Consider the following 16,621-nt stretch of genomic DNA (forward strand, 5'->3'; position numbering starts at 1 on the left):
GAATATGGCGTCTGAAACCTTTATATATATGCTTTTCAAAGTAAATTAGTGTTATACTTTGTTTGTCGAATAAGGTAGAATACTAATTATGACTATCCTCATACGTAAAAACTACTTCCTCTAAAGTGGTAAGATGAATGTGGATATAGTTCCTTTCCAAACAAGAGTGAATAGAGGAACTCAGTCTAAGAAAGTCACATCCTGTGGCAATGACTGAGTGACCAACATCGTGTTGCTGACGCTACGTTAGCACTGCGCTTTCGCACAGAAAACATTTGTTGGCCTAATGCCTCCGGCGGAAGTCACGGATTTTTAAAGGAGTGAATTGTGCTCGCACAATTCAAAATCCGGACGCATTGTTTATCTGTAGCGAAAGCAAAGCGTCAGCTACAATTACGCCAAGGCGAAATTGATTAATATGAATAAAGGGGTTACTGTTTTTATGAAAGATTTTGAACAACAGTTGGAGGCGCTATTAAAACAAGCCTCGTTACAATACATAATTTATCAGCATAATGGTGATACAGAGCGAATGGATAAGACATCACTTTTTGCACGTAAAATACAGCAAAAAGAATATGTTATTGGCTTTGCAGGTCATTTCTCTGCTGGTAAATCGAGTATGATTAACGCGCTATCAGGTGAAGATTTACTAGCGGCAAGTCCTATTCCAACGAGTGCCAATATCGTCAAAGTCCATAAATCAGACGAAGATTTTGCGATTGTCTATATGCACAACGAAAAGCCGGTAAAATTTGAAGCAGGCTATGATTTTAAAACAGTTAAAGAGCTTAGTAAAAATGGTGAGCTAGTGTCACAAATAGAAATTGGTCATAGCAAATCGTCATTACCACTAGGCGTCACTGTTATGGATACGCCAGGTGTCGACTCGACAGATGATGCTCACCGCATGTCAACAGAGTCAGCCCTTCATATTGCTGATATCGTATTTTATACAATGGACTACAATCACGTGCAATCAGAATTGAATTTCCAATTTACAAAGCAATTAATGAAGTACAATCCAAACGTTTATTTAATCGTTAATATGATTGATAAGCATAATGAAAATGAATTAAGTTTTGAGGAATTTAAAGCAACAGTTCACAATTCCTTTTCAGCTTGGGGAGTAGTACCTAAGGGCGTATTTTTCACTTCATTAAGAGAGCCGGAGCATCCTAATAACGATTTTGAGGTCGTAAAGAAAATTGTTATGGATAGTATGAATGATTGGCAGGATCAACTTGTACAGACTGCATCAAATACGTTGCGTTTATTACAAAGTGAGCATGACAATTATTTAACAGAAGAAAGACAAGATCGTTTAGACATTGATGAAGATGTATTAAGTGCCGATGACTGGGCAAACCATAAAGATATTTTAGAGCAGTACAATAAGTTAAATCGTCAAGTTGAATTGTTCTCAGTTGAGGCATGGAATGAAACGTTTGAAGATCAACGTAAAGAACTTCTTTCGAATGCAGCCATTATGCCAGCAGATTTACGCGATAAATTACGTCTGTATTTAGAAAGTCAGCAGGAAGGTTTCAAGGTAGGAGGCCTGTTTACAGCTAAGAAAAAAACAGAAGAAGAGCGTAACCGCCGCAAAGAGGATGTCTATAGCGCCTATCAAAATGTTGTGCATGCACAAATTACAGGGCATTTAAAAGGGCTAATGAAAAAGGTATTGAAGGATGTAGGTGCATTAAATGAAGAACGTGCTACAGCTATTGATGCTTACGCCTTTGAATTACCATTCTCACTTATTGAACAGCAAGTACAAGTTGGTGCTCTACTAACTGGAGATGCCGTTCTAAACTTTGCAAACCGTGTGGCAGAAGCAACAAAACGCTACTTCATCCAGGAAACAGATAATTGGAAGGATGCACAAGCAACAATTTTAGAAGCGGTAGCTACTGAAACAGCTGCGCCATCTAAATTAAAAATGGCTGGAATGCAAGAGAAAGTTGATGCCATTAAAGCAGTGCTTGAAATCGAGGGCTACCAGCAATATAGTGCAACTATTATGCACCAGGCAAGCAATGAAATACGTCAGCTAGCGAATCAACAGCTTACAAATTGGGATCATGCATTTAAGCAAGATTTAGCAGATATTCGATTATTTGATGAATCGATGTTAAAGCCAAAAGAGGTAGCGTTACAACAGGAAGAATCACAGCAAGCAGTTAGTGCAACAAGCCTTCCTATTGAAGGTGTAGTTAAGCGTGCACTTCATACGGCAAACTCGGTAAAAGATGTACAAGGCTTTGCGGAAGTAGCAACTTACTTAGAAAATAAAGTAGAACGATTACAGAAAAAAGATTTCACAATTGCGCTTTTCGGTGCATTTAGTGCAGGAAAATCTTCGTTCTCTAATGCGTTAATGGGTGCCAAAGTTTTACCTGTATCACCAAACCCTACAACTGCGGCTATTAATAAAATTCGTCCTGTGACACCAGAGCATCCGCATGAAACAGCAGATGTACTGTTAAAAACAGCTGACCAAATGCTAGAGGATATTCAAGCTTCATACGCAGCAGTTGGTTTATCAGTGTCTTCTTTAGAGGAAGCATTTAGTCGTGCAGATGAGGGACTTGCAGTACAGCTATCGGACGAACGCTTAAATGTGCATAAATCATTTATTCGTGCATATAAAGAAGGATTCCCAACATTTAAATCTGAGCTTGGAAAAGTATTACGTGTTAACCGTGAAGAGTTTGAAAAATTTGTTGCGCAGGAAAATAAATCATGCTTTGTCGATAATATTGATTTCTACTATGATAGTCCGTTAACACGCATGGGTGTGACACTTGTTGACACACCAGGAGCAGATTCTATTAATGCGCGTCATACAGGTGTTGCGTTTGAATATATTCGTAATGCTGATGCCATCCTGTTTATTACTTATTATAATCATGCTTTTGCTAAAGCTGACCGTGAGTTTTTAATTCAGCTAGGGCGTGTGAAGGATGCTTTCGAACTTGATAAGATGTTCTTTATCGTCAATGCAATTGATTTAGCGACAACAGAAGAAGAGCAGGAAGATGTAAAAGGCTATGTACGTTCAGAATTACAACGTTTTGGCATTCGCTTCCCTCGACTTTACGGTGTGTCAAGCTTACTGGCTTTAAAAGAAAAAGTAGAGAGTACTGAATTAACATCAGGTATGCCACCATTCGAAGATGCATTCCATACGTTCTTAAATGATGAATTAAGTGCATTGGCTGTCCAAGCACTTGCAGAGGAAGTCGATAAAACGGAGCAACGTTTAGGTGACTTAATTGCGCAAACAGAAGAGAACTTAAAGCGTAAGGATGAACGTTTAGAGGAATTAACAACTCTTGAACAGCATATAAAATCGAAGTACAATTCGCTTAATACAAGTATGTTAGAAAGTGAAACGAAGCAAGAGCTTGATGAATTATTGTATTATGTTCTTCAGCGTGTGTATTATCGTTATCCAGAGTTCTTTAAGGAAGGCTATAATCCATCAACATTTGCAGCAATGCCGGCTCAGCAAGCATTAGAGCATGCTTTAAAGGAAGTAATGCAAAGTTTACGCTTTGACTTTACACAAGAAATGCGTGTAACAAACTTCCGTTTATCACAGTTTATTAGTAAGAAGATGAAACTGCGCTTTAAAGATGAAGTACGTGAGCTGAAAGAATTAAACCGTAGCTTCTCATTCTTAGCGTTTGAATCTTCTGAGCCAGATTTACTTGATTTTGAAGGACCATTTACAGATATCGCGAAATATTCAGGTGTTAAATCTCATTTCCGTAATCAGAAAGCATTCTTTGAGAAGAATGAAAAAATGAAGCTAAGTGAGGCGCTTGAGGTATTAACAAAACCAGATGCGCAAAATTATTTAGATACACAGAAAGTATCGCTCATGACATGGGCTATTACTTATATTGCTGAGGAAGCAGAGAAATTACGTCTGCATATTTACCATCAGGCACTTGAACAAATTGCAACAGAAAGACTTGCACTACAGGAAGAAAGTCGTTTAGCTTCTTGGAAAGCTATTTACGCTCAATTACAATACGCATGAGGTGATTCATTTGGGAAAAGTATTCAAATCAGTTGAGGAAATTCAGATAGATGGAGTCCGTTTCTTAGATGCCCGCTTCGATTTACAAAACAAAGAGGCGGGAAATAAAATATTTGAAGATGGGCATGCACCAGGAGCGATTTATATCGATTTAGAGCAAGATTTATCAGATATGGGGTCTAGCAATGGTCGTCATCCTATGCCAAATAAGGAAAAGCTATCGGCAGTATTTCAAGGATTAGGATTAAGCTACGAGGATCAAATTGTCATTTATGATCAAGGGGCTGCGCCATTTGCACCACGTGCTTGGTGGATGCTGACATATGCGGGTTTTCCAAATGTAGTGATTGTGAATGGTGGTGCACCTGCTCTCGAGGAAAAAATATCTTTCACAAAAGACATTATAAAATATCCACCGACTAAGATTGAATTTGTTTGGCGAGATGAACTATATGCTCCACGTGAAGCAGTTAAAGCTATTGTAGATGGAGAAGTCAAGGCGACGTTGCTAGATGCACGTGCCGCAGATCGTTACCGTGGTGACGTAGAGCCTCTTGATATGGTAGCTGGACATATTCCAACAGCGAAAAACTTTGACTGGGAGCAATTAAAGTCAGATGGTCGTCTACAAGCCAATGATGAGTTACGCAGTAAGGTTGCTCAAGACGAGCACGTTGTTGTGTACTGTGGCAGTGGTGTTACAGCATCACCATTGTATGCGGTGCTAGCAGATGAAGGATATGAAAATATTCAACTGTATGTAGGAAGCTTTAGTGACTGGATTACAGAATATGATGTAGAAAAAGGAACAAATGAATAAATGATTGAAGAAGAAACGCTCACTTTGGTGGGCGTTTTTTTGTTTTTATTGGAGTGGTAATGGGAGTAAGAGCCAAGGTGACGGATAGAAAGGCAAGAGCGACGGAAAGAAGAGCCAAGGTGACGGATAGAATCATCAAAGCGACGGATAGAAATCCAAAGTCGTGGATAGCACCGTCAAAATGATGGATAGACCCACCAAAATCGTGGATAGCCGCCAGAGCGAGCAATTATGAAACAATATATGTGGATTGTACCCCCTAGTATAGCAAGCTGGACCTTTCTGATGAATGTAGAATACGATGCCATGGTCTCTCTATTAAACTGAGAGTTTTAATAGTAATCATCAATGATGCAGGTTGTGATGTCTTCATAAAATGACTGGTTATTCATTTTATGCTACACTCTTTTTACAAAGGGGGGAAAAGGATGTTTAAACGAGAGAAAAGTATAGAGATTCAACAAAATCGTGATGTGCAATGTGCGCACGGTAAAGTGGCAGTTCAGGGTATTGGAATGAGTGTATATAGCTTTTTTGTGGATGGGGTACTGATTGATACAGGCTCATATTCACTTTCACAAGAGTTCCAATCCTTTTTTAATGATATACCGATTGAACAGTTGGCGCTAACTCATTCTCATGAAGATCATTCAGGAAATGCAGCATGGATTCAGCAACATAAGGGTATACCTATCTATGTTCACAGTGATTCTGTAAGTCTTTGTGCAAAGGATGGTGAATATCCTTTTTATCGACAGGCATTATGGGGGGAGCGACCAGCATTTATTGCTCATCCCTTAGGCAATACATTGCAAACGAAATCAGCTACATGGGATGTTATTGAAACGCCAGGACATACGACAGATCATGTATCATTTTACAATCGAGAAACAGGTGCTATGTTTACAGGTGATTTGTATATACAGACGAAAACTAAGGTTGTCCTTGATGAAGAAAACATTGTACATACCTTGGCGTCTTTGAAGAAAATATTAAACTATGATTTCGAAGCAATATATTGCTGCCATGCAGGCTTTCTAGCGGATGGTCGAGAGAAAATACAAGAAAAAATTGCTTATTTAGAAGATATGGAGAGTAATATAAGGCAGTTATTTCTTAAAGGTTATTCAGTAGACGAAATTACAAAATCTATCTTTTCTCGTGATTACCCGATTACGAAAGCATCAGGGGAACAGTGGTCTTCCAAGCATATTATTACCGCTTTTATCAATCAATTTACGCAAGAGTCCTTAAAATAGGGGCTCTTTTTTATTGAAATAATAAAAAACTTTGTGAAAAAATGTGAAGAAAATGTGACGGAACCAGATGGAATAATGGATACGCTTACATTTGTTTGTGAAAAATTTCTCTTTTACACAAGAAAAATACTATGTGAAAAGTTGAACAGGAAAAATGGCGGTATTTGTACATTCTTTATAAAGCAAATTGACGTTAACATTATATCAATATAATTGATTGTGAAGTTGATAACAAAGCGAAAAATCAGTGTAGTCGATAATAAAAGGCGCTATTTCGAAGAAAAAATAAAATTGACAGAAAATTCATTGACTTTACTTTCACAAAGTATTATGATTCTGAAATATATAATAATTCAAAAGAAAAGGATGGGATTGAATGGATATTATGAAAAAGGCTTTAGAAATGCACGAGTATTATAGTGGAAAATTAGAGGTGATTTCTAAGGTGCCTGTGCAAGATTCATATGATTTAAGTCTCGCTTATTCTCCAGGAGTAGCTGCGCCTTGTGTAGAGATTGAGAGAAATCCATCACTTGTTTACGATTATACAATGAAAGGTAATATGGTGGCGGTTGTTTCAGATGGTACGGCAGTTTTAGGGTTAGGGGATATTGGTCCGAAGGCAGCATTACCAGTAATGGAGGGGAAGGCTATTTTATTAAAGCGTTTTGCCAATGTTGATGCTTTTCCTATTTGTTTAGATACGAAGAATACGGATGAAATCGTCAACATTGTGAAGGCGCTTGCTCCTACTTTTGGTGCTGTAAATTTAGAAGATATTTCAGCGCCAAGATGCTTTGAAATTGAAGATCGTCTGCGCCAAGAATGTGATATTCCTGTATTCCATGATGATCAGCATGGAACAGCGATTGTAGTAGGTGCGGGGATGATTAATGCCAATCGTATTGTGAAGAAAGATGTGGCAACGATGAAGGTCGTAATTAATGGTGCAGGAGCAGCCGGTATTGCTATTTTGCGTATTCTTGTACAAATGGGCTATAAAAATATTTATATGTGCGATACGAAAGGTATCATTTATGAAGGTCGCGCTGAAGGTATGAATCCTATTAAAGAAACGGTGGCCCATTTAACAAATCCAGAAAAATTACATGGAACATTGGACGATGCCATTAAAGGTGCTGACGTCTTTATCGGTGTATCTGTTGCTAATTTATTAACAGAAGCACATATTGCTTCAATGAATGAAGATCCAGTAGTGTTTGCACTAGCAAACCCAAATCCTGAAATTACGTATGAAAATGCCAAAGCATGGGGTGTGCGTATTATGGGGACAGGGCGCTCTGATTATCCAAACCAAATTAACAATGTGCTTGCTTTCCCTGGTATTTTCCGCGGTGCATTGGATGTTCGGGCAACAGATATTAACGAGGCGATGAAAATAGCTGCAGTGGAAGCAATAGCCGCTCTTGTAAGTAATGAGGAATTAACGGAGGAATATATTGTACCTAAATCATTAGATGAGCGGGTTGTTGAAATTGTTTCGCAAGCTGTAAGTGGCGCAGCTGTTGAGTCAGGAGTGTCGGAGTTATTCCAACAAAATACAGTCCTTTCAGTTTAAAAAGAAAAATCGACCATACAGTGAATCTAAAAAAATCTCCCGCTCTCATAGAGAGAGGGGAGATTTTTTTAGATCATAAAAATACCCAAAACGACAAAGAGAACAATAATCAAAATAATGATTAAGATAAAGAAAATAATGCTTGGAATGAAGATTGTAAAGAAGGCCATCCAATTGGATATTTGATGTGCCTCTGCAACAACCCCTATAGTAATGACGATTGACCAAATACCAATCACAAGTGTTACTAAAATGGCTAGCCAAAAAATCCAAGGCATCGATCCAGCGAAGTCAGGGTCCATTAAAGACTCAGGTGATGTAAATAACCAAATTAAATAAAAAGGAATAAGTACTATAAATGGAATAGCAGTTAAGCTTAGCCCTTTAAATAAATGTGAGTACGTTCCGGTTCCTTTAAAAAGTTTACCGAACAGCCAAGCGATTAGTGCAACAAAAGCCGTACCGATTATTCCTGTAATCGGTGATAGAATAACACAAATTAGTGCAATAAGCCAAGGAGACCAGTCTATAAAAGATATTTTATCAATAAGGTCTGAAAGTGTAACACCAATATAACCAATTGACAAAAGTAGGATCGCAAAGCCTATTGATTTTTCTTCTATCATGTAACGGGTTGTTTGCTTTGGATGTAACCAAATAGACAAAAATGGATTAACCTTTAGCCTTTCTCGTGATGTTTCATTTAAGTTATCCATTAAATTACCTCCGAAATAATAGTATAAATGCGTTAAGCGTATAAATAGTATACGAATGATTCAATGAAAAGTTTCAAAAGAAAGAAAAAATGATCTTACAAACAAAAAAAGAGCCACAACTAAGCGACTCTTCTCGATTATTCGTATCTAATCAGACGTGGCATATTAATAGAATGGATTTTTTATTCAGCTAACATAATTTTTTCAAGCTCTAATGGTTCTATGTATTGTTCGCCTTTGTAAGCGCGCATATTACCACCTGAAATTTCATCTATTAATAAAATTTCATTTGTTTTAGCATCGCGGCCAAACTCTAATTTAATATCGTAAAGTGTTAACCCTTTTTTTTCAAGCTCCGCAGCAACAAATTTAGCAATTTCAATTGTACGTTGCTTTAAAATTACGTATTCTTCGTGTGTTAACAGGTCTAACATGGCTAAAGCATCTTCAGAAATAGGAGGATCTAGTCGATCATCATCTTTGATGGTAACTTCTACGAAAGAATTTAAGTCTTGTCCTTCTTTCACATAAGCGCCATAGCGACGTAGGAAAGAGCCAACTGCCTTGAAGCGACAAATGACCTCTAAACCTTTACCGAAAACAGTTGCAGGCTTAACTGTCATTGTTGCATCGTTGAAGTTTGCATCAACATAGTGAGTAGGGACACCTTGTTCGTTTAGTTTTGAGTAGAAATAAGAAGTTAAGCGAAGTCCAGCTAAACCAGCGCCGTCTATTGTTAATCCAACAGTATTAGCACCTGGGTCGAATACGCCGTTTTCACCAGTTACATCATCTTTAAATTTTAATATGTAATGACCATCTTCTAATTGAAACACATTTTTCGTTTTACCTGTATACAATAATTCCACAAAAAACCCTCCAATATTTCATAGTACTTCATTATTATAACACGAATGTTTTAAATGTTTAATAGTAAAAATGTTCGTTTTAAACGATATTTTTTGTGTTTTTCAATTCTTTTTCTAACTAAAAACAAGATGATAACGAATATTCGTTATCATCTTGTTGGAAGGATTCTAAATTATTATTAATATACGCCTTCTGCTAGCATACCATCAGCAACTTTTATGAAGCCAGCGATGTTCGCGCCAACTACAAGGTTCCCAGGGTAACCATATTTTTCAGCAGCTGCTTTACTATCCGCGTAAATGTTTTTCATAATTTCATGTAATTTAGCATCTACTTTTTCAAATGACCAGAATACGCGACTTGAATCTTGCGCCATTTCAAGAGCAGATACAGCAACTCCTCCGGCGTTAGCTGCTTTAGCAGGACCGAATAATACGCCTGCATTTAAGAATTCGTTAATTGCTTCAAGATCTGATGGCATGTTTGCACCTTCACCAATAGCTTTAACACCGTTAGAGATTAAAGTACGAGCTGAATCGCCATTAATTTCATTTTGAGTAGCACATGGAAGTGCTATGTCACAAGGGATCGTCCAGATTCCAGTACAGCCTTCTGTAAATGTAGCATTTGGACGATAGTTAAGGTAAGTGGAGATACGATCGCCTTTTACTTCTTTGATTTCTTTAATGGCATCAAGATCTAAACCTTCTGGGTCGTAAACATAGCCTGAAGAGTCAGAGCAAGCAACAACTTTTGCGCCATATGCTTGTGCTTTTTCAATTGCATATGTCGAAACGTTACCAGAACCAGAAACTACAACTGTTTTACCTTCGAATGAATCGTTGACATCTTTTAGCATTTCATTTACAAAATATACAGTACCATAACCAGTTGCCTCTTTACGTGCTAAAGAACCACCGTAGCCAGGAGTTTTACCAGTTAATACACCAGATTCGCTTGCTTTTGTTAAACGCTTATATTGGCCCCATAAATAGCCTACTTCACGAGCTCCAACACCGATATCACCTGCTGGAACATCGACATCTGGACCAATATGGCGGTATAATTCAGTCATGAATGCTTGGCAGAAACGCATGATTTCCGAATCAGATTTACCTTTAGGATCGAAGTTTGAACCACCTTTACCACCACCGATTGGTTGGCCTGTTAAAGCATTTTTAAAGATTTGTTCAAAGCCTAAGAATTTGATAATTGATTCATTTACGGAAGGGTGGAAGCGAAGACCGCCTTTATATGGCCCCATTACGTTACTGTATTGAACACGGTAACCACGGTTTACTTGAACTTGATTGTTATCATCTTGCCAAGCTACACGGAAAGAAATGATACGATCTGGTTCAACGATACGAGATAAGATATTGGCTTTAATATATTCAGGGTGTTGTGCAAAAACAGGCACTAATGAAATGAAAATTTCTTCAGCTGCTTGTAAGAACTCCGCTTGATAACTATTTTGATTTTTTAGTTGCTCAAATACGCCATCAACGTATTCTTTTGCTAATTGTTCGTTGCTTACAATTGTAGTTGTCATAGTAAAAAACCTCCAGTTATTTGATATGTGTATCGTATATCTATTTTTCACACTATTCAATAAAATACTTTTTCCAACAGTCTTAAGTTTGTGAAAAATTGAACAAATGAAGGTGAGAAATAACTATATTAAAATAATGTTTACTTGTGTGATCTATCTAATTATGAGAAAGGAATGATGCTTTATTGTAAAGGTTTTAATTGATGCTGATGCCTGTCCAGTCGTGGATTTAGCGCTATCTATATCATCTGAGTTTGAGATTGAAACAATCTTGTTTTGCGATACATCCCACCGTATCGAACGTGATAATGTAATAACAATTATGGTTCCTAAGGGTCCAGATTCGGTTGATTTTACGCTAGTGAATGCGCTTTCAAAACATGATATTGTCATTACACAGGATTACGGTTTAGCAGCTATGGTTTTGGCAAGAGGAGGTTATCCAATCGACCAAAATGGGCGAGAGATGTCCAATGAAAATATCGAACGTTTGCTCGATATGCGCCATGTTGGACAAAAAATTAGACGTGCTGGTGGACGCACGAAAGGACCTAAAAAACGAACACAAGAAAACAATATTTCGTTTGAAATGAAATTTCGACAAATTTGTGAACGAGCGATTTTAGCTCAAAAAAAGGGGGATCCTAAAGGTGAAGAATGAACTTAAACACGAACTATTTAATCAATTTCCAAAACTAAATGAGTTAGCAAATCATGATACTGTCCTTTGGGAAAATACAAATCGAGAAAAAAAGGCGCAAACAAATCTTTTTTCAATGGAGGAAGTTCAGGAGGCAGAAGAAACACTTCAACGCTTTTCTTCCTATTTAACTTTAGCATTTCCAGAGCTTTTGGAAAGTAAAGGACTTATTGAATCATCTTTACAAGATATACCTTCGATGAAGAAAGCTCTTGAAAAGGAATATGATGTTTTAATACCAGGTCAATTTATCTTAAAATGCGATCATGCCCTGCCAATTTCTGGTTCTATCAAAGCGCGAGGTGGTATTTTTGAAGTATTAAGGCATGCAGAGCGGCTTGCGATTGCTAGTGGCAAACTAACAAAAGAGGATAGTTATGCAGTGTTGGCAACAGAGGGCTTTCAATCGTTCTTCAAGCAATACACAATTGCTGTAGGTTCTACAGGTAATTTAGGATTGAGTATCGGCATTATGGGCAAAAAACTCGGCTTTAATGTCGTTGTACATATGTCGAGTGATGCAAAAGAGTGGAAAAAAGCCTTACTGCGTGAAAAAGGTGCGACAGTTATTGAATATGAGGCTGATTATAGCGTTGCTGTAGAACAAGGTCGTCAAGAGGCTGAACAAGATTCTATGTGTCATTTTATTGATGACGAGAATTCAAAGGACCTATTTGCTGGCTATGCAGTAGCGGCGAAGCGTTTAAAAGCACAGTTTGAAAAGACGAATATTATTGTGGATGAAGCCCATCCATTGTTCGTGTATTTACCATGTGGTGTAGGTGGAGGACCGGGGGGAGTTGCGTACGGCATACGTGAAATTTTTGGAGAGCATGCCCATATTTTCTTCGCTGAGCCCGTAGCATCCCCTTGTATGACAATTGGCTTGATGACAGGTTTACATGATGAGATCAGCGTAGAAGACATCGGTCTTAATAATAGAACGGAAGCAGATGGTCTAGCAGTTGGGCGTGCTTCCAAATTCGTTGGTAAAGTAATGGAGACTTATATTAGTGGCTGTTATACAGTGAAAGATGAAGAATTATTTACGTCGCTCGGTTTAGCGATGGATTCGGAAGATCTATTTTTAGAGCCATCTGCACATGCAGGGATGTTCGGACCAATTCAGTTAATGAAAAATGGACAAAGTTATTTAGAAAAGCAGGATTTAGTGGATAAGATGGGGCAAGCTACCCATCTTGTATGGGCAACAGGTGGAAGTATGGTGCCGGTGGAAATGCGTGAGGAATACATGGCAAAGGTAGTACAAGTAGCAAGAACTAATGATTAAGGTAGTTAATAAGAAAACGCAAGAATGTTAATTCCAAATAGCATTCTTGCGTTTATTACTTTTAAAGTTATTTATATAAATAGTCCAACGCTTGATAATCTTGCTGATAGCGACCACCGTCTGCTACTTCAGCGTGATATAGAGCTTTTAAAGCATAATTTTTTTGCAAATCCATTTCGGACATTAACTCTTTTAGGCGATCATGTAATTCACGGTTTTCTTTCACAAGTTGCTGCATTTGTGGTTTAAAATATTTCATACTGTCTAACTCCTCAATTTATAACGTGCTTATTAGTATAACACTTTTAGCTTATGAAAATGCACCCATATTCATAATTCTGGCTGTAAAAGATTATTCAGTCGATCATGCCGTGAAGTATGGACCTAAATTGTAATTTTACTTCAGATTTCCTGAGTCCTTGTTTTAGGTGTATTGGCTTGGCAACAATTCAACACTGCTAAAATTTCTTCACGCAAGGAGGGTAGGGTGAAGATTTGTATAAATTCCTCCTGTTAAATAATGATATCTTAAAGAAATGGATGTCCTTCTAGTGCCATTTCCGCCTCCCATTTGGCAACTTCCTCACGTACTCTAGGAGCAACTTTTGTTCCGAGCAATTCTATAGCCTGCATAACTTGATCATGTGGCATTGTGCTTAATGGTACGTACAGCATAAAACGTGTAATCCCTACATGTTTTCGAAGATGGATGATTTTTTCAGCAACTGTATCTGGATCACCTACATATAACGCACCTTCAAAACTTCGTGCATCATCATAGCTAGAGCGATCATAATATCGCCAACCCCGTTCTTTGCCCAATCTATTCATGCCCGCCTTTGTTGATGGGAAAAACGTATCCGCTGCCCATTCAGTATTCGGGCCAACAAAACCTATTGAATGAGATCCCACCTGAAGTTTTGATAAATCATGCCCTGCTTGAGCAGCTGCCTTTTTATAGAGCTGTACGATAGGTGCAAACTGCATTGGACTGCCACCAATGATTGCTAGCATAAGTGGTAATCCTAAAAGTCCTGCACGGATGGCAGATTGTTGATTTCCTCCACTACCAACCCATATTGGTAAGGAGTTTTGAACAGGTCTTGGATACACACCTAAATTATTGATTGCTGGTCGATGTCTACCTTCCCATACTACTTTTTCTGACTCTCGAATTTTGAGGAGTAAGTCCAAATGTTCCTCAAATAGTTCATCATAATCATTTAAATTGTAGCCAAACAAAGGAAAGGATTCGATAAAGGAACCACGACCTGCCATAATCTCAGCTCGCCCATTTGATAGTCCATCTAATGTAGAAAAATCCTGAAAGACACGTACAGGATCAGCTGAAGATAGAACTGTTACTGCACTTGTAAGCCTAATCTTTTTTGTTTGCTGAGCTGCAGCAGATAACACCATTGCTGGAGAGGATGCAGCATAATCTTCTCGATGGTGCTCACCAACACCGAACACATCCAGCTCCACTTGATCTGCAAGAATGATTTCTTCAACCACTTCACGCAAACGTTGTGCATGACTAATCACTTCACCACTATGAACATCTGGTTTTGTTTCTACAAAAGAGGTAATTCCTATTTCCATTTGTAATCTCTCCTAGTCAAATTGATTATTTTGTTAACTGTTTAGTCGTAGCCCAAAAAATAAGAGCAATTGTACTGATTGAAGCTCCGAGGAAACAAACTCCTTCCCAACCAAAGTGTGCATACATCTGTGTAGAAGCAAAAGAGCCGCCAGCACTGCCGATAGAATAAAACATCATATATCCAGCAGTAAGTCGACTCCGTGCCTCTGTACGTAATGGAAGAATCATCGTCTGATTAGTGACATGTATTGCCTGTACGGCCAAATCAAGCAACACAATACCTGCAATTAATGCCAATAACGACTGTTCTAGATAGTTGATAAACAACCATGAAATGAGTAATAGAACTAAAGCAATACCTGTCGTTCTTTGTCCGAAACCTCGATCGGCCAGTTTCCCGGCCTGAGCTGCAGCTAGTGCACCAGCCACTCCAACGAGACCAAATGCGCCAATTACACTATGTGAAAGAGCTAATGGTGGCGCACTAAGAGGTAGAACAAGTGAAGTCCACAAAATACTGAAATCAGCAAAAATTAGCATGGCTAGAACTGAACGGATGCGCAATGTTCTTTCCTGCATAAACAGAGTGAACACGGATTTAATTAGCTGATGATAGGGGAGTGATTTTATTTCACGTTCCGCCTTTGGTAACACCTTAAAAAACATACAAACCATTACAAGCATGAGGGCGGCAGAGACAAATAAGACGGATCGCCATCCTGAAAGGTCTGTTAATAGACCAGCAAAGGTTCGAGCGAGCAGAATGCCAATGACGATCCCGCTTGTAACAATACCAACAACACGCCCACGTTCTGTAGGAGAAGCCATAGTTGCTGCAAACGCCACAAGTGTCTGCGTCACAACTGCAAGTAGACCTACTAAGGCCATACCTGTAAAAAGCACCACGCTAAAAGAAGCAGTACTAACTATAACCAAAGCTATTGTGGATAATAGCATCTGTCCGATAATCAAGCGTCGTTGGTTTAGTAAATCTCCAAGAGGCACCAGAAGTAATAAGCCCAACCCATAAAAGATCTGTGTGATGGTAATTACAACACCTATTGTCGAGTGATCAATATTAAATTCATTAGACAATTGATCAAGCAACGGCTGTGCGAAATAAATATTGGCGACAGACATTCCACAGGCTGTTGCGAATAATAAAGTTACAGTTCTGGACATAGAAGGTTGCAGATTCATCACAGATGCATCCACTTCTTGCTTCAGATTATGGTCCACACCATATCCTCCTTTCATCATTTGATTTTAACCATAACATACCGTTCGGTACAATATAATTATTGGTAAATATATCTTAGCGATGTTTATAATGTCAAGGATTTATTTGAAAATATTTTAATCCGCATTTACCTAATACAACGAAAATTGACAATAAAAGCAGCTGATTATACAATATTTACATACTGTTTGGTATTTAAAATTTATAGTGACAAAATCACTAACTCTTAAACAATGGAGGTGGATTTTTAATGGCAAGAACCCGTGAATTTGATGAGGAAAAAGTTTTAGAAGCTGCCATGCAGTTATTTTGGGAGAAGGGCTATGAAGCTACTTCTTTAAGTGATCTCACTGCTAGAATGGGGATTCAACGTCCGAGTATTTATTCAACCTTTGGTGATAAAAAGGAACTATTCGAAGCAGCACTTCGTAGATATACGACATCTCGTGCAGTTGATATACGAGCTAGACTTCAAAGTCATACCTCTGTAAAACAGGCATTTGCTATTTTTTTTGAAGAAGTGATTTCCGCTGAATATACGAAAGATCTTAGTAACGGCTGTTTTTGCATCAATACAATGGTTGAATTAGCTCCTCATGATGAGAGATTTGAAATCTTAACAAGAGAACATCAACTTTATCTTGCCGTCATTTTTCAGGAGACAATTGAACGTGGAATCCAATCGGGTGAGTTAGAGGAAGGCACGGATGCAAAGTCTATAGCACAGGCTCTAATTGTGGCGTTAATTGGGTTAACGGTCATGTTGAAATCTCAACCACAAAAATCATTTGTTGACAATGCAATCGCAACAACTTTAACATTACTTAAATAAGTTTTTTGAAATATTAACATCTTTCAGAAAAAGTGAAATCGACGACGCGATTTCACTTTTTTCACTTCTTCTCGAGATTATTAATGTTCTAGCCTCATAAAAGAG

13 protein-coding genes are annotated in these 16,621 nt (G+C 38.1%); 7 read left to right on the forward strand and 6 right to left on the reverse strand.

From position 1 onward, the window contains the following. Positions 1-442 precede the first annotated feature (442 nt). From ACFVT8_RS14035 to ACFVT8_RS14050, 4 genes are all read left to right on the forward strand, one after another. On the forward strand, positions 443-4,054 hold the full coding sequence (locus tag ACFVT8_RS14035; protein ID WP_387081046.1) for a dynamin family protein: 3,612 nt from the start codon (positions 443-445) through the stop codon (positions 4,052-4,054). Between the two features lie 10 nt (positions 4,055-4,064). Beyond that, complete coding sequence (locus ACFVT8_RS14040) at positions 4,065-4,874, forward strand: sulfurtransferase (RefSeq protein WP_387081047.1); 810 nt, start codon at positions 4,065-4,067, stop codon at positions 4,872-4,874. 428 nt (positions 4,875-5,302) lie between these two features. After that, a complete protein-coding gene (locus tag ACFVT8_RS14045; RefSeq protein ID WP_387081049.1) occupies positions 5,303-6,133 on the forward strand; it encodes an MBL fold metallo-hydrolase in 831 nt (276 codons plus the stop codon). Positions 6,134-6,509: 376 nt separating this feature from the next. Further along, a complete protein-coding gene (locus ACFVT8_RS14050; RefSeq protein WP_387081051.1) occupies positions 6,510-7,712 on the forward strand; it encodes an NAD(P)-dependent malic enzyme in 1,203 nt (400 codons plus the stop codon). Positions 7,713-7,780: 68 nt separating this feature from the next. Here ACFVT8_RS14050 and ACFVT8_RS14055 read toward each other — a convergent pair whose 3' ends face one another. The 3 genes from ACFVT8_RS14055 to gdhA all read right to left on the reverse strand — a co-directional run bounded on the left by ACFVT8_RS14055 (position 7,781) and on the right by gdhA (position 10,850). Further along, positions 7,781-8,428, reverse strand: a complete 648-nt coding sequence (locus tag ACFVT8_RS14055; protein ID WP_387081052.1) for a YIP1 family protein — start codon at positions 8,426-8,428, stop codon at positions 7,781-7,783. Between the two features lie 182 nt (positions 8,429-8,610). Beyond that, the gene (locus ACFVT8_RS14060; RefSeq protein WP_387081054.1) at positions 8,611-9,297 is read right to left on the reverse strand and encodes a phosphoribosylaminoimidazolesuccinocarboxamide synthase; all 687 of its coding nucleotides are present in this window, start codon (positions 9,295-9,297) and stop codon (positions 8,611-8,613) included. 179 nt (positions 9,298-9,476) lie between these two features. Continuing rightward, complete coding sequence (gene gdhA, locus ACFVT8_RS14065; protein WP_387081056.1) at positions 9,477-10,850, reverse strand: NADP-specific glutamate dehydrogenase; 1,374 nt, start codon at positions 10,848-10,850, stop codon at positions 9,477-9,479. A gap of 184 nt (positions 10,851-11,034) precedes the next feature. Between gdhA and ACFVT8_RS14070 the strand changes: the two genes are divergently transcribed. Together ACFVT8_RS14070 and ACFVT8_RS14075 are read left to right on the forward strand one after the other, a co-directional pair. After that, positions 11,035-11,511, forward strand: a complete 477-nt coding sequence (locus tag ACFVT8_RS14070; protein WP_387081522.1) for a YaiI/YqxD family protein — start codon at positions 11,035-11,037, stop codon at positions 11,509-11,511. Beyond that, on the forward strand, positions 11,501-12,841 hold the full coding sequence (locus ACFVT8_RS14075) for a D-serine ammonia-lyase (RefSeq protein ID WP_387081057.1): 1,341 nt from the start codon (positions 11,501-11,503) through the stop codon (positions 12,839-12,841). Before ACFVT8_RS14070 ends, ACFVT8_RS14075 begins: the two co-directional genes overlap by 11 nt. A gap of 67 nt (positions 12,842-12,908) precedes the next feature. Here the strand turns inward: ACFVT8_RS14075 and ACFVT8_RS14080 are convergent, their stop codons facing one another. The 3 genes from ACFVT8_RS14080 to ACFVT8_RS14090 form a co-directional block, all read right to left on the reverse strand. Then, the gene (locus tag ACFVT8_RS14080) at positions 12,909-13,100 is read right to left on the reverse strand and encodes a hypothetical protein (protein WP_049666523.1); all 192 of its coding nucleotides are present in this window, start codon (positions 13,098-13,100) and stop codon (positions 12,909-12,911) included. Positions 13,101-13,369: 269 nt separating this feature from the next. Beyond that, complete coding sequence (locus ACFVT8_RS14085; RefSeq protein ID WP_387081059.1) at positions 13,370-14,443, reverse strand: LLM class flavin-dependent oxidoreductase; 1,074 nt, start codon at positions 14,441-14,443, stop codon at positions 13,370-13,372. A 25-nt stretch (positions 14,444-14,468) separates the two neighbouring features. Then, on the reverse strand, positions 14,469-15,644 hold the full coding sequence (locus ACFVT8_RS14090; RefSeq protein WP_387081523.1) for an MFS transporter: 1,176 nt from the start codon (positions 15,642-15,644) through the stop codon (positions 14,469-14,471). Between the two features lie 290 nt (positions 15,645-15,934). On the opposite strand from ACFVT8_RS14090, the gene ACFVT8_RS14095 reads away from it, so the two are divergent. Further along, positions 15,935-16,516, forward strand: coding sequence for a TetR/AcrR family transcriptional regulator (locus ACFVT8_RS14095; RefSeq protein ID WP_387081060.1), 582 nt, complete (start codon positions 15,935-15,937; stop codon positions 16,514-16,516). Positions 16,517-16,621: the final 105 nt, after the last annotated feature.

This window comes from Lysinibacillus sp. NPDC058147, assembly GCF_042884205.1.
Classification (GTDB): domain Bacteria; phylum Bacillota; class Bacilli; order Bacillales_A; family Planococcaceae; genus Lysinibacillus.